The sequence below is a fragment of the Streptomyces sp. NPDC001153 genome (genome assembly GCF_053598315.1).
Map to the genome: position 1 here is coordinate 1 of NZ_JBSFJZ010000044.1, position 20,983 is coordinate 20,983.

Annotated in this window: 16 protein-coding genes; 4 read left to right on the forward strand and 12 right to left on the reverse strand. The window is 71.4% G+C overall.

The window, feature by feature from the left end:
• Nucleotides 1-473 (reverse strand): carboxyl transferase domain-containing protein (locus ACWDEN_RS37305; RefSeq protein ID WP_450862361.1); only part of this gene is annotated, 473 nt, incomplete at its 3' end.
• Nucleotides 474-873: 400 nt separating this feature from the next.
• Here ACWDEN_RS37305 and ACWDEN_RS37310 point away from each other — a divergent pair.
• On the forward strand, nucleotides 874-1,470 hold the full coding sequence (locus ACWDEN_RS37310; RefSeq protein ID WP_351616954.1) for a YceI family protein: 597 nt from the start codon (nucleotides 874-876) through the stop codon (nucleotides 1,468-1,470).
• Between the two features lie 126 nt (nucleotides 1,471-1,596).
• Here ACWDEN_RS37310 and ACWDEN_RS37315 read toward each other — a convergent pair whose 3' ends face one another.
• Nucleotides 1,597-2,967, reverse strand: coding sequence for a hypothetical protein (locus ACWDEN_RS37315; RefSeq protein ID WP_450862363.1), 1,371 nt, complete (start codon nucleotides 2,965-2,967; stop codon nucleotides 1,597-1,599).
• Nucleotides 2,968-3,015: 48 nt separating this feature from the next.
• A complete protein-coding gene (locus ACWDEN_RS37320; protein WP_450862365.1) occupies nucleotides 3,016-6,030 on the reverse strand; it encodes a glycoside hydrolase family 3 N-terminal domain-containing protein in 3,015 nt (1,004 codons plus the stop codon).
• A 108-nt stretch (nucleotides 6,031-6,138) separates the two neighbouring features.
• Here ACWDEN_RS37320 and ACWDEN_RS37325 point away from each other — a divergent pair, with 108 nt between their 5' ends.
• Nucleotides 6,139-8,004, forward strand: a complete 1,866-nt coding sequence (locus ACWDEN_RS37325; RefSeq protein ID WP_450862367.1) for a ricin-type beta-trefoil lectin domain protein — start codon at nucleotides 6,139-6,141, stop codon at nucleotides 8,002-8,004.
• A gap of 89 nt (nucleotides 8,005-8,093) precedes the next feature.
• On the forward strand, nucleotides 8,094-8,693 hold the full coding sequence (locus ACWDEN_RS37330; protein ID WP_450862369.1) for a GOLPH3/VPS74 family protein: 600 nt from the start codon (nucleotides 8,094-8,096) through the stop codon (nucleotides 8,691-8,693).
• 330 nt (nucleotides 8,694-9,023) lie between these two features.
• Here the strand turns inward: ACWDEN_RS37330 and cimA are convergent, their stop codons facing one another.
• From cimA to ureA, 7 genes are all read right to left on the reverse strand, one after another.
• Complete coding sequence (gene cimA / locus ACWDEN_RS37335; RefSeq protein ID WP_450862371.1) at nucleotides 9,024-10,634, reverse strand: citramalate synthase; 1,611 nt, start codon at nucleotides 10,632-10,634, stop codon at nucleotides 9,024-9,026.
• Nucleotides 10,635-10,921: 287 nt separating this feature from the next.
• Nucleotides 10,922-12,223, reverse strand: a complete 1,302-nt coding sequence (locus ACWDEN_RS37340) for an MFS transporter (protein ID WP_351616970.1) — start codon at nucleotides 12,221-12,223, stop codon at nucleotides 10,922-10,924.
• Between the two features lie 38 nt (nucleotides 12,224-12,261).
• Complete coding sequence (locus ACWDEN_RS37345; protein WP_450862373.1) at nucleotides 12,262-12,879, reverse strand: TetR/AcrR family transcriptional regulator; 618 nt, start codon at nucleotides 12,877-12,879, stop codon at nucleotides 12,262-12,264.
• On the reverse strand, nucleotides 12,876-13,364 hold the full coding sequence (locus ACWDEN_RS37350) for a hypothetical protein (protein WP_351616976.1): 489 nt from the start codon (nucleotides 13,362-13,364) through the stop codon (nucleotides 12,876-12,878). The genes ACWDEN_RS37345 and ACWDEN_RS37350 overlap by 4 nt, the downstream gene beginning before the upstream one ends.
• 26 nt (nucleotides 13,365-13,390) lie before the next feature.
• Nucleotides 13,391-14,434: an agmatine deiminase family protein gene (locus ACWDEN_RS37355; protein WP_351616979.1), complete on the reverse strand. Its 1,044-nt coding sequence runs from the start codon at nucleotides 14,432-14,434 to the stop codon at nucleotides 13,391-13,393.
• A gap of 29 nt (nucleotides 14,435-14,463) precedes the next feature.
• A complete protein-coding gene (locus tag ACWDEN_RS37360; RefSeq protein WP_351616982.1) occupies nucleotides 14,464-16,146 on the reverse strand; it encodes an urease subunit alpha in 1,683 nt (560 codons plus the stop codon).
• Nucleotides 16,143-16,826 carry an urease subunit gamma gene (gene ureA, locus ACWDEN_RS37365; protein WP_351616985.1) on the reverse strand — a complete coding sequence of 228 codons (684 nt, stop codon included), beginning with the start codon at nucleotides 16,824-16,826 and terminating at the stop codon, nucleotides 16,143-16,145. The genes ACWDEN_RS37360 and ureA overlap by 4 nt, the downstream gene beginning before the upstream one ends.
• A 143-nt stretch (nucleotides 16,827-16,969) precedes the next feature.
• Between ureA and ACWDEN_RS37370 the strand changes: the two genes are divergently transcribed.
• A complete protein-coding gene (locus ACWDEN_RS37370) occupies nucleotides 16,970-18,472 on the forward strand; it encodes a cytosine permease (protein ID WP_351616988.1) in 1,503 nt (500 codons plus the stop codon).
• Here the strand turns inward: ACWDEN_RS37370 and ACWDEN_RS37375 are convergent.
• Complete coding sequence (locus ACWDEN_RS37375; protein ID WP_351616991.1) at nucleotides 18,411-19,730, reverse strand: KamA family radical SAM protein; 1,320 nt, start codon at nucleotides 19,728-19,730, stop codon at nucleotides 18,411-18,413. The two genes, ACWDEN_RS37370 and ACWDEN_RS37375, sit on opposite strands and share 62 nt — an antisense overlap.
• A gap of 33 nt (nucleotides 19,731-19,763) precedes the next feature.
• Nucleotides 19,764-20,834, reverse strand: coding sequence for a hypothetical protein (locus ACWDEN_RS37380; RefSeq protein ID WP_351616994.1), 1,071 nt, complete (start codon nucleotides 20,832-20,834; stop codon nucleotides 19,764-19,766).
• Nucleotides 20,835-20,983 lie beyond the last annotated feature (149 nt).

Consider the following 20,983-nt stretch of genomic DNA (forward strand, 5'->3'; position numbering starts at 1 on the left):
GCCAGCGCCGAGACGCCCTCCTGGATCCGGGCGCCCGCGCCGTCGTTGAGCGACACCAGCGGGGCACCGGCCGCGATGGCCATGTCCATGATCTTGTGGATCTTGGTGGCGTGGGCCTCGCCCAGCGCGCCGCCGAAGATCCGGAAGTCATGCGCGTAGACGAAGACGGTACGGCCCTCCACCGTGCCCCAGCCGGTGATGACACCGTCGGTGTACGGCTTCTTCGCCTCCAGGCCGAAACCCTGCGCACGGTGCCGGCGCAGCTGCTCGACCTCCTGGAAGGACCCCGGGTCCAGGAGCAGCTCGATCCGCTCCCGCGCCGTCAGCTTGCCCTTGGCATGCTGCGCCTCGGTCGCCTTCTCGCTGGGGCCGGCCACGGCCCGGGCACGAATGTCGTGCAGCTCGGCGACCCGTCCGCGTGCGTCCGTCGGCTCACCGGTCGGCTCACCCGTCGTCTCTTCCAAAACGGTCATGTAGCGACCTTACGAAGGACACCAAGGAAAGCGAGCCGTTGACTCCGTACAGTCTCCGGCCCGTTTTCCTGGTAGCAGTGAACAGAACCATGACCGCGTGCAGCCGTTCCGACTGCTCACAGGGCGTCGGGGTTGTAGGGGAGCCACAAAGACGTCACCTGAGAGCCACCTCACATTCGTGGCTGGCGCATGCCATCGCCGGGGTGACACGGAGCCTCGGACGGCGGACCGCCGGAGGGATCTCCACTTCCCTACCGTACCGGTCGACTCCAGGGGCATGTGATCACCAGACGTTATCGCGAAGTCACCCTGCGGATGATGTTGAAAACTGAACGGAATAGGTCTACCGTCGAATCCGTTGGGTTCGTTGAACGTTAAACAGAAACTTCAGGAGAACGACATGGGCATCTTCAGCCGCAAAGAGAACACCCCGCAGGCCCCTGCCGCCGGCGCCGACCTGACCGCGCTGACCGGCGACTACACCATCGACCCGGCGCACACCACGATCGGTTTCGTGGCGCGCCACGCGATGGTCACCAACGTCAAGGGAGCCTTCCAGGACTTCTCCGGCACCCTGCACCTGGACGGGGCCGACCCCAGCAACTCCACCGCCGCGCTCGACGTCAAGGTGGAGAGCGTCGAGACCGGCAACGCCGACCGCGACGGTCACCTGAAGTCGTCCGACTTCTTCAAGATCGACGAGTTCCCGGTCATGACCTTCCGCTCCACCAAGGCGGAGGCCCTGGGCGGCGACGACTACCGCATCACCGGCGACCTCTCCCTCCTCGGCGTGACCAAGCCGATCACCATCGACCTGGAGTTCAACGGCGCCGCGAAGGACCCGTTCGGCAACGAGCGCGTGGGCTTCGAGGGCAAGGCCGAGATCCTGCGCTCCGAGTGGGGCCTCACCTGGAACGCGGCGCTGGAGACCGGCGGGATGCTCGTCTCCGACAAGATCAAGCTGCACTTCGACATCTCGGCGATCAAGCAGGCCTGAGCCTCCGGCGTTCCGGCCGGCACCACCCCGAGCGCGCCCGCTCCCCGGAAACGGGAGGCGGGCGCTCGCGTGTCCGGCGAGCATGGCGCCGGATCCCGGCAGGTCCGGTTGAGGCGGATCCGGCGTTCAGAACCCCCCGCCGAAGTCGCCCCCGCCGTCGCCCCCTCCGCCGCCGAAGTCCCCGCCGTCCCCGAACCCGCCGCCGAAATCCCCGGCGTCGAAGTCCGTGCCGGAGACGTCGCCGCCCTGGTAGTCGCCCCCGAAGTCACCGCCGGGGCCGAAGTCGCCGTATCCGGTGCCGTAGTCGGCCGCGTACGAGGGCGTGGCCATCATGCTGCCGAGGAGGGTGCCGACGAGCAGGCCGGGCAGGATGCCGCCGCCGAAGTAGCCGCCCGCCCAGGGGCCGTAGGCGGGGCCCGCGTCCCAGTAGGGGCGGCGGCCGTGGTCCGTGTCGACCTCGCGGATGACCGGGTCGCGTCCGTCGGCCAGCCGGGTGGCGTCGGCCGCGCAGACGGGGACCTGGCGCGGGGCACCGCCGGGCGGGGTCCAGGTGGCGTCGGCCACGGAGGGGCCGTGCCGGGGGTCGAAGAAGCAGGGCGGGCGGCGCTCGGGCAAGGGCCTGCCCTCTCGGCGGGCGGCCAGCCGGGCCAGGGAGAAGCGGCCGTCCTCCAGGGCCTCGGTGACCGTGCGCACGTCCTCCGGGCGGCTCGCCTGCGCCATGCGCTGCTTGGCGGTCTCGTAGGCGTCGAGGGCGTGTTCGTAGTCCGCGCGCATCGCGTCGTCGGCGCCCGGCTCGGCCGGCTGGAAGTCGAGGCGGTCCAGCTCCTCACCGTAGGCGGTGATGTCCTCGTCCACGACCACCCGGAGGCGGTCCAGGGCGGCCCGCTGCTCCTCGGCGCGCCGCCTGCGGCTGCGGCGCACCAGTGCGTAGGCGCCCGCACCGCCCACCACCAGCACCGCGGCCACCGCGATCAGGGCGGCCGTGCCGGAGGATCCCCCGGCGGAGCCGCCCCAGCTCGACGGGGCGTGGCCGTGCATGGTGGCCAGGGCGCGGTCGGTGAAGTCGGTGAGCTGGGCCCCCGCCGGCTCGCCCTGGACGCTCGTGACCAGGTTCCGCCGGGCCGTCGCCGACATGACGGAGGAGTCGGCGCGGGCGTCGAAGCGGTCGCCGAGGCGGATGCCGTACAGGCCGGTGACGCCGGTGGCCGCGCGCAGGTCGGAGAAGAGGTTCCGGGTCGGGTAGCCGGCCGGGAGCACCGCGACGAACAGTGGTTTGTTCGCTTCCTTGATGCGTTTCGCGAGCGCGTCGGCGTCCGCCTTCGGCAGCTGGGCCGAGGCGGCCGGGTCGACGTAGACCGGGCTCGTGCGGAGGGCCTGGGCGATGGCGGAGACGCTGGTGTCCGCGCTCGCTCCGGGCGCGAAGACGGTGGCGACGACCAGGGCGAGGGCGGCCAGCAGCAGGGCTGGGAGGCTTCGGGTCCGCAGGACGGCCTTCATCCTTCGAAGCTACCCGAAGCCTCCCCTAATCGGTCATACCGTTCGGGTCTACGCGGCCCCGTAGGCCTCGATGAGCTTCTCCACCGCCTTTCCGTACCGTCCGGTCAGCAGCAGGTGGTCGGCGTCGGCGAAGGGTCTGGCCTCCGCCGGTGTCATCCGGTCGCCGGTCTTCTGCTGGACCAGCAGCCGCGCCTTGGTGACCAGCTCACGGCCGGCCCGGGCGTCGCCCCTGCGCTCGGCCGCCGTCGCCGCCGCACCCAGCGCCTTCAGGGTGGCCGTGCCGCCGCTCGGAACGCCGGTGAGCGTGGTCAGGCCCCAGCCGTAGGGGAACTGCGGGTCGTACGACGCGTCGCCGACGTTGATCGGCAGCTGGGACTCGGACCTCGGCCAGGTCACCGGGAGCTGTCCGGTGAAGGGGCGGTTGCCGTAGAGGACGTCGGCCACGCCCTCGCCCTCGGTGCCGGGCAGCCAGGAGGCGACCAGCGCGTCGATCCTGCCGAGCCGGTCGCCGACGAGCTGCGGGCGGCCGGAGACGATCAGCACCGCGCACTTCATGGCCGCGCACACCTTGTCCACGGCCGCCTGGTCGGCCGCCGACAGCTGCAGCGAGTGCCCGTTGCCGACGTCGCCGACGCCCTCGGCGTACGGGGTCTCGCCGACGACGACCACGCCGGCGTCGTAGCCGTCCGTCGGCGCGGAGGCGTCCTTGGAGTAGGTGACGTTCCCGCCGGCCGCGCGCATGCCCTGCAGGATGGTCGTGCCCCGGGTGTGGGTGCCGGACGCGCCCTGCCAGGTGAGGGTCCAGCCGCCGGTCTGGTTGCCGAGGTCGTCGGCGTTGGACCCGGCGACGTACACCTTCTCGCTCTTCCTCAGCGGCAGCAGCCCGCCGCTGTTCTTCAGCAGCACCTGCGACTCGGCGGCGGCCTGGCGGGCGACCGCCCGGTGAGCCGGGGAGCCGATGGCGGCGGCGCCGGACGTGTCGGCGTAGGGGTGTTCGAACAGCCCCAGCCTGAACTTCTGGGTGAGGATGCGGGAGACGGCGTCGTCGATCCGCCTCTCGCTGATCCGGCCCGCCTTCACCTCGTCGACGAGGGTGCCGCTGAAGTCCTTGTAGCCGTACGGCACCATCATCATGTCGACGCCCGCGTTCACCGCCGTGCGGACGTGGGTGGCGTAGTCGCCGGGGAGCTGGTCGATGGCGTTCCAGTCGCTGATGACGAAGCCGCCGAAGCCCATCCGGCCCTTGAGCACGCCGTTGATCATGTCGCCGCGGGCGTGCATCTTCACCGCGCCCTGGCCGTCCCCGACGATGTCGAGGGAGGAGTACGACGGCATGACCGTGCCGATGCCCCGCTCGACGGCGGTCCGGTACGGCGCCAGGTGGATGTCCTGAAGCTGCTGCCGGGTGACCGTGGTGACGCCCTGGTCGATGGTGTAGGTGCCGGTGGTCGAGGAGCCGTACGCGGTGCCTCCGTCGCCGACGAAGTGCTTGGCGGTGGCGAGCACCTTGTCGTTTCGGCTCAGGTCCCGTCCGTCGGCCCGGCCCTGCAGGCCCTGGATGATGGTCTCCATGGACTGCACGAGGGCGGGGTCCTCGCCGAAGGACTCGTAGGAGCGGCCCCAGCGTTCGTCACGGCTCACGCACAGGCAGGGCGCGAAGTCCCAGGGGATGCCGGTGGCTCGGACCTCGGCGGCCGTCACCGCCCCTGTCCTCTCGGCCAGTCGGGGATCCCGGCTCGCGCCGATGCCGATGTTGTGCGGCATGATCGTGGCGCCGGCCAGGTTGTTGTGGCCGTGGACCGCGTCGACGCCGTAGATCAGCGGGATCTGGAAGCGGGTCGCCTGCGCCCGGAGCTGGAAGCCGTCGACCATCCTCGCCCAGGCCTCGGGGGTGTTGGGCGTGGGCGTGGAGCCGCCACCGGAGAGCAGCGAGCCGAGGTCGTACGCGGCGATGTCGCCCCCGGTCCCGACGGCCCCGCGCTCGGCCTGGGTCATCTGCCCGGCCTTCTCCTGAAGGGACATGCGGGACAGCAGGTCCGCGACGCGCTTCCGCACGGGCAACCTGCTGTTCAGGTACGGCAGTCCGTGGGCGTCGACGACGACCTGCGGGGTCTCGGCGGGCGCCTTGGCGCCGGTGACCGTGAGCTTGAGCGGGATGGTCCTGGCGGGCGCCGCGGACCGGTTCTTCCGTGTGGGCACCTCGATCGTCCGCGAGGTGCCGGACGCGGTACCGGCGGGGAAGGTCAGGGTGCCTTCGGTCGGGGTGTAGTCCCGGCCGGCGGTGGCGGTGCCGCCCCCGGTCGCGTAGGTGACCGTCACCGGGTCGTCGACGGGCCGGTCCCCGGTCGTGGCCAGGGTGACCTTGACCGCGGCGGTGCCGCCCTGTTCGACCGGGTAGACGGCCGCGTCGGTGCTGACGGAGGCGCGCAGCGACTGGTCTGCCTTTCCGTACAGCTCGACGTCGTCCATGGCGAAGTCGCCCTTGGTGCCGGCCGGGAGCGTGACGGCGTACCCCCACATCTGTGTGAGGCCGAGGACATGGTCGATGCCGCCGACGGGCTGGTAGTCGGTGCGGTAGGTGAAGTCGGTGAAGGGGAGCTCGATCTGCTTCCAGCCGGTGAAGTCGTCGGTGAAGGACGTCGTCCAGAGTTCGGATGCCTCGCCGTTGGCGCCGCCGTCCTTGATCTCGAAGGCGATCTTCCGGCCGTTGTCCCGGCCCTCCCACCAGAAGCGGATGCCCTGGTGGGCGGACCAGTCGTGGGCGGGTTGGCCGGCGGCGAAGTCGTGGGTGAAGCCGCCGTAGCCGCTGATGTCGTAGGTGCCGGTGAGGACCTTGGCGCCCTCGGGGGCGTCGGCGCGGTCGGTGAGGTGCAGGGCGGGCGGGTCGTCGGCGTCGCTTCCCCAGGTGAAGATGCCGTCGGCGGGCTGGGCGGCGAAGGGGACCTCGCCCTCGAAGCGGTCGACGGGGACGGCCGCGGGGTCGTCGGCGGCGTGCGCCGCGGCGGACAGGGGCAACAGGGCGGCGAGCAGGGCCCCGGAGACGAGCAGGGCGGTTCTCGGCATGGACCTTCCCTCGGCTCTCATGGTTCACTCATGGCTTAGATCACGCCGTGAGTTAACTAACGGCTCCCCAACCCGTCAAGAGTGCACGTCAGTTGAAGGGCGACGCACATGAGGAGAACCCCCCGCACGGTCCGGCTGCTGCTGGCCGGGCTGCTCTCCGCCACCGGCCTCTTTGCCGCCGTACCCCCCGCGCACGCGGCCGGCGAGCAGGTCACGGCCTGGCTCACCACCACCGACGACTCGGCCGGCCGGCATGTCGTGCGCGGCCTCGAGCCGCAGACGCCGTTCGCCTTCCAGTCCGGCACGGGCGGCGGCGGCACGAACATCACCGTGGACGAGAACACCCGCTACCAGACCTTCACCGGCGGCGGCGCGTCCTTCACGGACACCGCGGCCTGGCTGATGAACAGCAGCGGCGCGCTGTCGCAGGCGACCCGGGACGCGACCATGCGCAAGCTGTTCTCGCCGACGGACGGCATCGGACTGTCGTTCCTGCGCAACCCGATGGGCGCCTCCGACCTCGCGCGGTACGGCTACACGTACGACGACGTGCCGTCCGGCCAGACGGACGCGAACCTGGCCAGGTTCTCGATCGCGCACGACCTCGCGGACGTCGTGCCGCTCACCAAACAGGCGCTCCAGCTGAACCCGTCGCTGACGGTGATGGCCTCCCCCTGGACCGCCCCGGCCTGGATGAAGGACAGCGGCTCGCTGAACGGCGGCTGGCTGAAGGCCGAGGACTACGGGGCGTACGCCGGCTACTTCGTGAAGTACCTCCAGGCGTACAGGGACCAGGGGATCGACGTCTCGTACGTCACCCCGCAGAACGAGCCGACCTGCTGTTCCGGCTACCCCTCGATGAGCTGGAACGCGTCCGGCATCCAGTATTTCCTCAAGAACGACCTGCTGCCGCAGCTGCAGTCGGCGGGGCTGAACACCAAGGTGCTGGCCCACGACTGGAACTGGGACACCTACGACTCCTACGCGGCCCAGTCCGTGGACGACCCGGCGATCCGCAACCACCCCAACTTCGGCGGGATCGCCTGGCACGGCTACGGCGGTGACGTCGCCAAGCAGACGACCGTGCACGACCAGTACCCCTCGCTGGACGCGTTCGGCACCGAGCACTCCGGTGGCACCTGGATCGCCGACCAGCAGCGCGAGGACATGTCCAACATCATCGACTACACCCGCAACTGGGCGAAGTCGGTGACCAAGTGGTCGCTGGCCGTGGACCAGAACGGCGGCCCCCACAACGGCGGTTGCGGCACCTGCACAGGCCTGATCACCGTGCACAACGGGGACGGGCAGAGCGGCACCGTGGACTACACCGTCGAGTACTACGACATGGGCCAGCTGACCAAGTTCGTCCGGCCGGGCGCCCAGCGGATCGCCTCCACGGCGTCCACCACCGTGCCGAACGTGGCCTGGCGCAACCCCGACGGCAGCAAGGCGCTGATCGCGTACAACGGCTCCTCCTCGGCGCAGACCGTCACCATCGACTGGGGCTCCCAGCACGCCACTTACTCGCTGCCCGGCAGGACCTCGGCCACCTTCACCTGGTCCGGCACCCAGTCCGACGGCGGCGCACGGACCGGCTCCTTCGTCGGCCTGGCCGGCAAGTGCCTGGACGTGGCGGGCGGTTCGAGCGCCAACGGCACGGCCGTGCAGCTCTACGACTGCAACGGCACCGCCGCCCAGCAGTGGACGGTGGCGGCCGACGGGTCCGTCCAGGCGCTCGGCAAGTGCCTGGACGTGACGTCGGGTTCGACCGCGGACGGCGCCAAGGCGCAGTTGTACGACTGCAACGGCACCGGCGCCCAGCGGTGGTCGTACAACGCGTCCACCGGGGACGTCGTGAACCTCGCCGCGAACAAGTGCCTCGACGTGACCGACAACTCGTCGGCGAACGGGGCGCGGGCACAGATCTGGTCGTGCACCGGGGCCGCGAACCAGAAGTGGCACCTGCAGTAGCGCACCCCACCAGGCCGTCCCCGACGGGTGCGGTTCACCCGCGGGCGCCGCTGAGCGGCGCCCGCCCGGCGGCTGGGGGACCATGAGGTATGACCACACCGCAGGATCTGTTCCTCGTCAGCCTCGACGTGCCCGGCGATCACCCCGTCGAGCCGGGCGATCTGTCGCTGGCACTCGCGGGGGCCGAGCTGGTCGACCTGCTCGGGGCGCGGGCGCTCACCCTGGACGGCGAGCGCATCGTGCCCGGGCCCGTGCTGACCACGGGCGACCGGATGCTGGACGAGGCCGGGGCCGCGCTCGTGCGCGAGGCGCCGTACGAGACGGTCGAGGACTGGCTGTGGCGCCGGGGCGAGGGGCTGGCCACGGCCTACCGCGACGTCCTGGACACCGGCGGCCAGCTCTCCGGGAAGCGGCACCGCTGGCCGCACCGGGCCGACAAGGCGGCCGCCGCCGACACCCCGGCCCGGCGCCATGCCGCCGACCGCTGGTGGTCCCGCGAGCCGGTCCTCACCGGGCTCGCCGCCACCCTGGGCATCCAGGGCGAGCGGCCGCCCGAGGAGGAGCCCGGCGACGAGGCGGTCGTCACGGTGCTCCTGGCGGTCGGCGACGCGGTGACCGAGCTGGGGGCCGTACGGGAGCGCCGACGCATCGAGAACGCGGCGTTCGACAACATCTGGCGCGCGCCGTAGCCCAGCGGGGGGGCGCTGGCGCCCCCGAACCGGCGGAGCTACTCCGTCGGTGCCACCCCGCCCGCAGCAGCCCGTTGGTGGTCCCGCGAGCCGGTCCTCACCGGGCTCGCCGCCACCCTGGGCATCCAGGGCGAGCGGCCGCCCGAGGAGGAGCCCGGCGACGAGGCGGTCGTCACGGTGCTCCTGGCGGTCGGCGACGCGGTGACCGAGCTGGGGGCCGTACGGGAGCGCCGACGCATAGAGAACGCGGCGTTCGACAACATCTGGCGCGCGCCGTAGCCCAGCGGGGGGCGCCGCTCACCGGAAGGCGCCCCCGCCGGACCGGCGGAGCTACTCCGCCGGTGTCACCCCCGCCCGCAGCAGCCCGTACGTGTACGCGTCCTCCAGGGCCTGCCAGGACGCGGCGATGACGTTCTCCGCCACGCCGACCGTGGACCACTCGCCGGAGCCGTCCGAGGTGGAGATCAGGACTCGGGTGGTGGAGGAGGTGCCGTGCACGCCCTCCAGGATGCGGACCTTGTAGTCGACCAGGTCCAGCTTGGCGAGCTGCGGGTAGATCTTCTCCAGGGCCACGCGCAGCGCGCGGTCCAGGGCGTTGACCGGGCCGTTGCCCTCCGCCGTGGCGACGATCCGCTCGCTCTTGGCCCACAGCTTCACCGTGGCCTCGTTGGCGTGCGTGCCGTCGGGGCGGTCCTCGACGATGGCCCGCCAGGACTCCACGTCGAAGTACTTCAGCGGGCGGCCCTCGACCTCGGCCCGCAGCAGCAGCTCGAAGCTGGCGTCCGCCGCCTCGTAGGTGTAGCCCTTGAGCTCGCGCTCCTTCACCCGCTCGACCACCCGGCCGACCAGTTCCCGGTCGCCGCCGAGGTCGATGCCGAGCTCCTTGCCCTTGAGCTCGACGGAGGCGCGGCCCGCCATGTCGGAGACCAGCATGCGCATGGTGTTGCCGACCAGCTCGGGGTCGATGTGCTGGTACAGGTCCGGGTCGACCTTGATCGCGGAGGCGTGCAGGCCGGCCTTGTGCGCGAAGGCCGACACGCCCACGTACGGCTGATGGGTGGAGGGGGTCAGGTTGACGACCTCGGCGATGGCGTGCGAGATCCGGGTCGTCTCGCGGAGCTTGCCGTCGGGCAGCACCTTCTTGCCGTACTTCAGCTCCAGGGCGGCGACGACCGGGAAGAGGTTGGCGTTGCCGACCCGCTCGCCGTAGCCGTTGGCGGTGCACTGCACGTGGGTGGCGCCCGCGTCGACGGCGGCCAGCGTGTTGGCGACCGCGCAGCCGGTGTCGTCCTGGGCGTGGATGCCGAGCCGGGCGCCGGTGTCGGCGAGGACGGTGGCGACGACGGCGTGGATCTGGGCGGGGAGCATGCCGCCGTTGGTGTCACAGAGGATGACGACATCGGCGCCGGCCTCGGCGGCCGTACGGACGACGGCCTTGGCGTACTCGGAGTTGGCGCGGTAGCCGTCGAAGAAGTGCTCGCAGTCGACGAAGACCCGGCGGCCCTGGTCCTTCAGGTACGACACCGTGTCGCGGACCATCTCCAGGTTCTCGTCGAGCGTGGTGCGCAGCGCCAGTTCCACATGCCGGTCGTGCGACTTGGCGACCAGGGTGATCACCGGGGCGCCGGACTCGAGCAGGGCCCTGACCTGCGGGTCCTCGGCGGCTTTCGCACCCGCGCGGCGGGTGGCGCCGAAGGCGACCAGCTGGGCGTGCCTGAAGTCGATCTCGGCCTGTGCGCGGGCGAAGAACTCGGTGTCGCGGGGGTTCGCGCCGGGCCAGCCGCCCTCGATGAAGCCCACGCCGAAGTCGTCCAGGTGCCGTGCGATGGCGAGCTTGTCCGCGACAGTGAGGTTGATTCCCTCGCGCTGCGCGCCGTCGCGCAGCGTGGTGTCGAAGACGTGGAACGAGTCGTCGAGCTCGCTGGTTGCCGTCTCGGTCATGGTGTCAAGGCTCCTGTTGTGGATCTTCGGTCTTACCGGAATGACCGGCTCCACCGTCCCCCCAATGGTCCCTCGCGCCCCCGTTCCCCGGCTGAAGGTGGGCCGGAAAACGAAAAAACCCCTCGCGGGTGCGAGAGGTCTGCGCGCGGGTCGAGGACGACGGTGGCCACCCGCACCTGGTCGTACGAGGTGGTCACTGCGGACCGGCGCGCCTGCTGCCCATAATCATGGCGAACGAGAGCACGGGGGCAGTCTGGCACACCCCCGCCCCCGGCTCCCCGACCGTCTCAGGATGCGGTCGTCACACTGGAATCCGTACGGTCCCTCATCCGGGCGAGGTCCAGGTCCTTCGTCTCCCGCATGGTGACGTACACCAGCAGCGACACGGCGGCGCAGCCCGCCACGTACCAGGAGAAGCCGGACTCGATCCCGGCGTGCTTGAACCACAGGGCGACGTATTCCGCCGTGCCGCCGAAGAGGGCGTTGGCGATGGCGTACGGCAGGGCCACGCCGAGGGCGCGCACCCCGGTCGGGAACAGCTCGGCTTTCACACAGGCGTTGATCGAGGTGTAGCCGGTGACGACGACCAGCGCGAGCAGGGCGAGACCGAGGGCCGGCCAGAAGCTGCCCGCGTGCTTGAGCAGGGTCATGATCGGCACGGTGAGGACGGTGGAGCCGACCGCGAAGGCGATGAGCAGCGGGCGGCGCCCGATCCGGTCCGACAGGGCGCCGGCGAGCGGCTGGAGGCAGGCGAAGACGATCAGCGCGGTGAAGGACACCAGCGTCGCCGTCTGCTTGGACAGTCCGGCCGAGTTGGACAGGTACTTGGTCAGATAGGTGGTGTACGTGTAGTACGCGACCGTGCCGCCCATGGTGAGGGCGATGACCAGGAACGCCTCCCGCCGGTGCTGCCACAGGGCGCGCAGGGTGCCGCGCTCCTCGGCGTGAGAGGCGTCCTCCTCGTACACCTCGGTCTCCAGCATGGTGCGCCGCAGATAGAAGACGATCGCCGCGCCGAGCGCGCCCACGACGAACGGGATGCGCCAGCCGTAGCCGTGCAGGGCGGCGTCGGACATGGTGTGTTGCAGGATGATCAGCAGCCCGAGGCCGACGATCTGCCCCGCGGTCATGGAGACGTACTGGAAGCTGGAGGCGAACCCGCGCCGGTTCGGGTCCGAGGCCTCGGTCAGATAGGTGGCGCTGGCCGCGTACTCGCCGCCCACCGACAGACCCTGCAGCAGTCGGGCGACGAGCAGCACGAGCGCGCCGCCGTAGCCGGCGACCGCGTAGGTCGGGGCGACGGCGATGAGGATCGCCGACGCGGACATCAGCGTGACGGTCAGCGTCAGTGCCGCCTTGCGGCCCTTGCGGTCGCCGACCCGCCCCAGCAGCCAGCCGCCCACGGGGCGCATGAAGAACCCGACGGCGAAGATGCCGGCGGTGTTCATGAGCTGGGCGGTGGGGTTGCCGCTCGGGAAGAACGCGCCGGCGAAGTAGGTGGCGAAGCTCGCGTACACGAACCAGTCGAACCACTCGACCATGTTGCCCGCCGAACCGACCCAGATCCTCTTCCAGTGTTGTCGTCCCATGCGCCGGTACCTGCCCGGCACCGGAGCGGACGATTCCTTCACCCGGCCGGCACCAGGAGCGAGTCGGCGATGAACTCCCTCACATGCACGAGCACTTGGTCCCGGTCCGTGCCGCGCAACCCGATGGCCACATGGATGGAGAACCCGTCGAGCAGCGCGCGCAGCCTCGCCGCGAAGCGGTCCGCGTCCACCCGCCGGAACTCCCCGCGCGACACGCCCTCGGCGATCAGCGCGACCAGATCGCGGTGCCACGCACCCTCGATGGCCGCCTGCCGGGCACGCGCGTCGTCGTCGGCGTTCTGCGAGCGGTTCCAGACCTCCAGCCACAGCGTCCAGTGCGGGTCGCGGTGGCCGTCGGGGACGTACAGGTCGACGTAGGCGGAAAGACGCTCGCTCGCGGTACCGGTACCGGTGAGCAACCGGCCCCGCGCCGCACCGAGCCGGCCCTCGCTCCATTCCAGGGTCCGCAGCAGCAGTTCGTCCTTGGAGTGGAAGTAGTACAGGAGATGGCCGCTGCTCATCCCGACCTCGCGGCCGAGCGCCGCCATGGTGAGCTTCTCCAGACCGCGCTCGGCGATCATGTCCATGGCGGCGGCGAGGACGTCCTCGCGGGGCGGGGCGGGGGTGCGGCGGCGGGGGGACGGGGGCTCGGTCATGCCGGGACCCTTCGTACGGCGTCGGGGACGAACCGGGTCGCGTACTCGGTGGTGCAGTCCGCGGCTGCGATCGCCACCTCGGCACCGCACACGCACACCCGGTTGACGCCGTGCTCCCCGTCGGGACCACAGCAGCCCATGCCGCGCATGACGTCGGGATGGGCATCCAGTTCGACCACGTCGAGCGGATGCAGGACGTACGTGCCGCGCGGCCCGGCCGAGACGAGGAATCCACGCTCGTCGGACATCCACTTCCCGCCGGGCACCACGCCGTCGTACTCCTCGTCGTCCGGGACGGGTACGAACGGGGCCCCGTGCGGCAACGGGTCGACGGCGTAGGTGCCCCGCGGCATCGATGCCGGAGCCCGGCGCAGTCCGTCGGGTCCCGGCAGGCCGTCCCATCCCGGGGGCTCGGGGATCTCGGCGAGGAGCCGGACGGGGTCGGTCAGCCGGTGGCCGCACGCGGCGCAGAGCAGTACATCCACGCGTATGTTCTACCTGACCGCGGCCGTCACCGGACCTTCGGCTGCTGCTGGGTGATGCAGTGGATGCCGCCCCCACCCGCGAAGATCGTACGAGCGTCCACCAGGGTCACCGTCCGCTCGGGGAAGAGGCGGCGGAAGATCCCGGCGGCGATCTCGTCGCGCGGGTCGTCGAAGCCGCACAGCACCAGGCCGCCGTTGCAGATGTAGTGGTTGATGTAGGAGTAGTCGGCCCAGTGGCCGTCGGCCTCCAGGGCGGTCGGTGCGGGCACCTCCACGACCTCCAGCCTGCGGCCGCGCGCGTCGGTCGCCGACTTCAGGATGCCGATGACCTCCTTGGTGACCTCGTGGTCGGGGTGGGCCGGGTCCGGCTGGGAGTGCGCCACCACGACACCCGGCCGGGCGAAGGCGGCCACGATGTCGACGTGGCCCAGCGTGCCGAAGCCATGGGGCGGGTAGTCGCCGGTGAGGCCGCGCGGCAGCCAGATCGCCTTCTCCGTGCCGAGGTGGGCGTGGATCTCCGCCTCGGCCTCCTCCTTCGACCAGTGCGGGTTGCGCTCGGGGCCGAGCTGCACGGTCTCGGTGAGCAGCACGGTGCCCTCGCCGTCGACATGGATCGCGCCGCCCTCGTTGACCAGCCTCGAGGCGTACGTCTTCGCGCCCGCGAGGTCGGAGACATACGCGGCGATCTTGGAGTCGTGCTCCCAGCGGGCCCAGTCCTGCGCCCCCCAGCCGTTGAACGTCCAGTCCACGGCGGCCAGTTCGCCTCGGCCGTTGGTCAGGAAGGTGGGGCCGATGTCCCGCATCCAGGCGTCGTCCAGGTCGCGTTCGACGGTGTCGATGTCCGGGCCGAGCAGCGCCTGCGCCTGCGCCGACTGACCGGGACCGCAGACGACCGTCACCGGCTCGAAGCGGCGGATCGCACGGGCCACCGAGGCCCAGGCGGCGCGGGAGGCGGCGAGGTCGTCCGGGTCGTCGAAGGTGGGGTTGGGCCCCGGCCACGCCATCCAGGTGCGCTCGTGCGGGGTCCACTCGGCGGGCATACGGAAGCCGTCGGCGGCGGGGGTGGTCATATGGGTTCCCGGATCCTTGTGTCAGGCGGTCAGAGGAAGTAGAGGCGGTTGAGGGAGACGGAGTCGGCGGGCTCGGAGCGCAGCGGGTCGCCGTCGAGGGTGACCAGGCCGGTGCGCTGGTCGACGTCGACCGCTCCGATGCGGGCGTTCAGCCGCAGGTCGGCCGGGCCGATGCCCCGGGTGCCGCGCACGGCGACCCTTCTGCGCCTCGTGGGCATCGTGTCGTTGCCCTGGTCCAGGGCCGCCCGGGCGACGAACGCGACCGAGATGTCGGCCGCCGTGGCGCCGTAGGAGCCGAACTGCGGGCCCAGCACGAGGGGTTCGCAGGTGTCGGTGGCCGCGTTGGGGTCGCCGGTCACGCCGTACGCCGGGAAGCCGGCCTTGAGCACGAGCTGCGGCTTGGCACCGAAGTACTCCGGGCGCCACAGCACGATGTCGGCGAGCTTGCCGGCCTCGATCGAGCCGACCTCGTGGGAGAGGCCGTGCGCGATGGCGGGGTTGATGGTGAGCTTCGCCATGTAGCGCAGGACGCGGGCGTTGTCGTCGCCCTCGCCGTCGCCGTCCATCGGGCCCAGTTCGGCCTTCATCTTGCCGGCCATGGCGAAGGTGCGGCGGACCGTCTCACCGGCGCGGCCCATGCCCTGGGCGTCGGAGGAGGTGATGCCGATCGCGCCCAGGTCGTGCAGCACGTCCTCGGCGCCCATGGTGCCGGCGCGGATGCGGTCGCGGGCCATGGCGGCGTCGCCGGGCAGGTCGGGCTTGAGGTCGTGGACGGAGACGATCATGCCGTAGTGCTCGGCGACCGCGTCCCGGCCGAAGGGCAGGGTGGGGTTGGTGGAGGAGCCGATGACGTTGGGGACACCGGCCATCTTCAGCACGTTGGGCACGTGTCCGCCGCCGCAGCCCTCGATGTGGAAGGCGTGGATGGTCCGGCCCTGAAGCACCTTCAGGGTGTCCTCCACCGACAGGCACTCGTTCAGGCCGTCGCTGTGCAGGGCGACCTGGACGTCGTGCTCCTCGGCGACCCGCAGGGCGGTGTCCAGGGCCCGGGTGTGGGCGCCCATGTCCTCGTGCACCTTGAAGCCGGACGCGCCGCCCTCGGCCAGCGCCTCGACCAGAGGAGCGCTGTGGGACGACGAACCCCGGCCCAGGAAGCCGATGTTGACCGGCCAGGCGTCGAAGGCGTTGAAGGCGTGGCGCAGCGCCCAGGGCGAGTTGACGCCGACGCCCCACACGGGGCCGAACTCCTGGCCGATGACCGTGGTCACGCCGGAGGCGAGGGAGGCCTCCATGATGCGCGGCGACAGCAGGTGGACATGGGTGTCGACGGCCCCTGCGGTGGCGATCAGCCCCTCGCCGGAGACGATCGACGTGCCCGTGCCGACGACGACGTCGACGCCGTCGAGGGTGTCGGGATTGCCGGCCCGCCCGATCGAGCAGATCCGGCCCTCCCGGATGCCGATGGAGACCTTGCGGATGCCCTGCACCGGGTCGATCACGACGACGTTGCTGATGACGACGTCACAGGTCTCACGGACGGCGGCGGCCTTCAGGTGCAGTCCGTCGCGGGCGGTCTTGCCGAAGCCGGCCAGGAACTCGTCGCCGTGGCGCTGCGAGTCGGACTCCACGCGGATCGTGAGCCCGGAGTCGCCGAGGCGGATGCGGTCGCCGGCGCGGGGGCCGTGGGTGGCCGCGTACTCGTAGGGGTTCATCGGTTCTCCGCTCCCAGGTATCCGCAGGCTTCGGCCCTGCGCAGGGCCTCCTCCTTCGCGCCGGGCGCGTCCAGCGGCCCGTCGACCAGTCCGGCGAAGCCGATCGCGATCCGGTCGCCGCCGATCGGCACCAGTCCCACCTCGACGCTCTCGCCGGGGCCGAAGCGCACCGAGGAGCCCGCGGGGACGGCGAGCCGCATCCCGTAGGCCCTCTCCCGGGCGAAGTCCAGCCGCGGGTTGGCCTCGAAGAAGTGGAAGTGGGAGGTGACGGAGACCGGCACGGTCGCCGTGTTGGTGACCGTGAGCCGTACGACCGCCCCGGGCTCGGCGTGCTCGGGCGCCGGGAGCAGCGCGCCCGGTGCCTGGTCGCCGAGGCCGCCGCCGATGGGGTCGGAGACCACCGCGAGCCGGGAGCCGTCGTCGAAGACCGCCTCGACCATCACCTCGGTGACGACGTCGGCGACACCCGGCAGGACGTCCCCCGGGCCCAGCACGCAGCGGGCCGCCTCGATGGCCTCGGCGAGCCGCCGGCCGTCCCGGGCCGCCTCGCACACCGTGTCCGCGATCAGCGCGGTCGCCTCCGGCACGTTGAGCCTGAGGCCGCGCGCCCGGCGGGCCCGGGCCAGCTCGGCGGCTCCGAAGAGCAGCAGCCGGTCACGTTCCGTAGGGGTCAGTCTCACGACGCGGCACCTCCTTGCCTTCCATACTTTAGAACACCACTCTAAACACAGAATTCGTGAAACTGAAGCATTGACTGTCGGCTCAGCTTCACAGACATTGAACGTCGCTCAAACTGAACGGCGGGAGTCGAAGGAGACCAGCCATGCCGATAGAACAGCGCGGAGTCGACACCATCCCGGACGAGGAGCGGACCAGCGGTCCGCGCGACCTCGTCTCGATCCTGCTCGGCTCCAACCTCTGCCTCGGGGTGATCATCTTCGGCTGGCTGCCGCCGTCCTTCGGGCTCGGCTGGTGGGCGTCGGTCAGCTCGATCGTGGCGGGCACGATCGTCGGTACGGCGGTGACGGCACCGCTGGCCCTGATCTCCCTGCGCACCGCGACCAACCTCTCCACCTCCTCCGGCGCCCAGTTCGGGGTCCGGGGCCGGCTGGTCGGCTCGGTCGTCGGCCTGCTGCTCGCCCTCGGGTACACCGCTCTGACCGTGTGGATCGGCGGCGACGTGATGATCGGCGTGCTCGGCCGGATGTTCGGCCTGCCCGCGGACGGGGCGTCGTACGCCGTCGTCTACGCGCTGCTGGCCGGCGCCACGGTCGCGGGCGCGGTGTACGGCTACCGGGTGCTGCTGAACATGTCCAAGGTCCTGTCCATCGCCATGACCGTCCTGCTGCTGCTCGGCGTCCTCGCCTACGCCCCGCACTTCACCACCGCGGCCATGCCCCAGGCGGGCGGCTATCTGCTCGGCTCCTTCTGGCCGACCTGGTTCCTGTCGGCCGTGGCCGCCGGCCTGTCCGGTCCCATCGCCTTCATCACCCTGCTCGGCGACTACACCCGCTACATCTCCCCCGTCCGGCACTCGGGCCGCCGCGTCCTGAGGGCCACTTGGCTGGGCCTGACCCTGGGCCTGCTGGTGCCGCAGCTGTTCGGCACGTTCACGGCGTACGGCGCCCACGCGGCGCTCGACTACGCCGGTCCGCTGGTCGCGGCCTCGCCCACCTGGTACCTGATCCCGCTGCTGCTGTCCGCCTCGGCCGGCTCGGTCGGCAACGCCGGTCTCATGCTGTACTCCATGGGCCTGGACCTGGACGCCATCCTGCCCCGGGCCTCCCGCGCCCGCGCCACCTACACGGTCGCGATCGTCGCCACGGCCTGCGTGTTCGTCGGCCACTACGCCTGGAACGCCCAGTCCGCGATGACGTCCTTCGTCCTGCTCCTCACCGCCATCGGCACCCCGTGGGCCGTGATCACCCTCATCGGCTTCGCCCGCTGCCGGGGTGTGTACGACGCCGACGCCCTGCAGGTCTTCAACCGCCGTTCGCGGGGCGGAATCTACTGGTACCGGGCCGGCTGGAACATCCGGGCGACCGTCTCCTGGGCCCTGGGCGCCGGCGTCGGTCTGCTGGCGGTGTCCCTGCCGTCGTACCAGGGCCCGCTGCTGCGCCTGACCGGCGGCGTGGACTGCAGCTTCCTGCTGTCGGGCGCGGTCGGCGGCCTGATCTACCTGATCCTGGCGCCCCGGCAGCAGGCATCGGCCCGCGTCGAGGCCGCACAGGAACCGGTCGGCGCGGAGAGCGGGCGCCAGGCGGTCACCCCGCCTCCAGGCCCGGCAGGAAACGGTCCGCGCCGAACGCCGGCTTCAGGTCGGTGAACCAGGTCGCGCCCTCGTCGTACGCGGCGAAGAACGGCCGGTCCACCAGCTCCGGGTCACGGGCCTGGATGAGGTGGAGCACGAAGACCTTCTCGCCCGCCACCTCGGCGACGCCGTCCACGCAGACCTTGCCCGGCATCGCCGACATCACCGGTCCGCGCACCGTGCGGGCGAGCCCGGAGACCCGGGCGTAGGCGTCACGGAAGATCGCGTGACCGCGGGCCAGCGGCACCCCGAAGTAGCCCTGCGGGCCGGTGTCCCGCTCCACGAACTGGTAGTACGGCACCGCCCCCAGCGCGGTCGTCTCCTCCCACAGCTCCGCCCACGCCTCGGCGCTGTCGTTGATCCCGGCGACCAGCGGCCCCTGGCAGCGGATCACGGCGCCGGTGTCCCGCACCCGGCGCATCGCCTCCCGCACCACCGGCGGGCGCAGTTCCCGCGGGTGCGTGAAGTGGGCCATGAGCGCCAGGTGGCGGCCACTGGCGACGACCTTCTCGAAGAGCCGCAACAGGTCGTCGGCGTCCCGGTCGGCCAGGAAGCGGTACGGCCAGAAGGCGAGCGCCTTGGTGCCGATCCGGACCGAGCGGACGGTGTCGATCCCAAGCAGCGGCTCCACATAGCGGCGCAGCACCTCGGTGCTCATCACCAGCGGGTCGCCGCCGGTGATGAGCGTGCTGCTCACCTCGGGGTGGGCACGCAGATACGCGCTGGTGGCGGCGATGTCGTCGGTGGCGATGCGCAGCTCGGACTCGCCGACGAACTGCGGCCAGCGGAAGCAGTAGGTGCAGTAGGCGTGGCAGGTCTGGCCCTGCCGCGGGAAGACCAGCACCGTCTCGTCGTACTTGTGCTGTAGCCCCGTCAGGCGGCGGCCCTCGTGCACGGGGACGTTGGCGTCGAGCTGGCCGGAGGGGTGCGGGTTGAGCCGCATCCGGATCTCGTGCGCGGCGCGCCGGACCTCGGCGTCGGGCGCGTCCTGCGCGAGCAGGTCCGCCATCCGGCGCAGCTCGTGCGCGGGCAGCATGCCGCTCTGCGGGAAGGTCAGCCGGAAGACGGGGTCGTCGGGGACGGCCGACCAGTCGATCAGTTCGTCCACGACGTAGGAGTTCGTGCGGAAGGGCAGGACCGCCGACACGGCCCGCAGCGCGAGCCGCTCGGCGGGCGGCAGGGACACCCGGTCCAGCAGTCCGTCCAGGTCACGGGGGGTGAAGGCGCGATACCGGGGTCTCGCGTCCCAAGCGGGGTGGAGCGCTGAACTCATCTGTGCCAGGGCCTCTATTCTGTGCCGGGTCCGCTATTCCGTGACCAGGACCGGCGGTCGCAGCTCTACGAAGGCGGCCGCTGACGCATCGTACTTCTCCGCGAAATGCTGGATGAGTAGCGCGTGCAGCGGACTTTCGTCGTCGACCACGATCAGCTCGTGCCCGCCCGGTACGGCCAAGGCGGCGCTGTGGGCGGAGAGTTGGTCGAGGCGGTGCCGGGCCAGGTACGACACCAGGTCGGGCCCGGCCACGTACAGGCGGTCCTCGACGGACACGAACGGGCAGCGGAACTCCCGGCGGCCGTCGGAGGCGTCGACCAGCGTGAGCGGCAGTCGGTTGAACTGCTCCATCGGCTTGCTCTGCCCCCACAGCTCGTCGAAGCGCTGCTCCACGAAGGTGCCGAGCGGGGAGCGGACGGCGACCTCCAGCTGGACGCCCTCGCCGGAGAGCCGGCCCACCGTCAGGAAGGAGACCAGACAGCGCTCGTCCCAGCGGTAGAGCGTCACACCGGGGGACGTCTGGCACAGGCGGACCTCGAGCAGGGCGCGGGAGGTGTCGTCCAGGCGGCGCGCGAAGTGGTCCAGGGTGCGCAGGTTGCGCATGATGTCGCGGCGGATGTCGGCGCTCTGCTCGCCCAGTTCACGGCCGCGCAGGATGACGGCGAGCGAGTCGGGGTCCAGCAGCAGGATCTGCACCCGCGCCCCGTGCGCGGTGGCCGCTTTGATCCCCCGGAAGAGACGCTCGGAGAACTGCGGCCCGAACAGGTTGGAGAAGGTGTCCAGCACCTTCACGCAGGCCGTGGCGCCGTGCACCTGGGAGGCGAACCACTCGTAGTCCAGCCGGGTGTGCTCACGCACCCGGCCTTCCTGGGCACGGGAGATCAGCGGCCCGATCACGAACACGGTGACGACCACGCCGACGAGGTCGGTGCCGAGGTTGAGGGCGAGGTTCTGCTGGTAGGCGTCCATGCCGTGAGCGGTCCACAGCAGCAGGGCGGCGCAGCCGGCCAGGGCCGCCAGCGCGGTGACGCTCTGCGGACGGCGCGGGGTGCGTAACGCGCGCAGTAACCAGCGCAGTCGTGGCACCGGCGACCATGCGTTCACGTGCGCCCCTCCCCCCTGTCGGGTGTCACCCCGGATGCGTGTCCGCGGGGGCGCGCGCCCCCGCGGAAGGGGTGGATACCCGGGCGGGAGCGGGGGTACGCCTCGAACGCGCGCACCCTTCACTCCCGTCGGGCAGCCGGTGAAGCGGA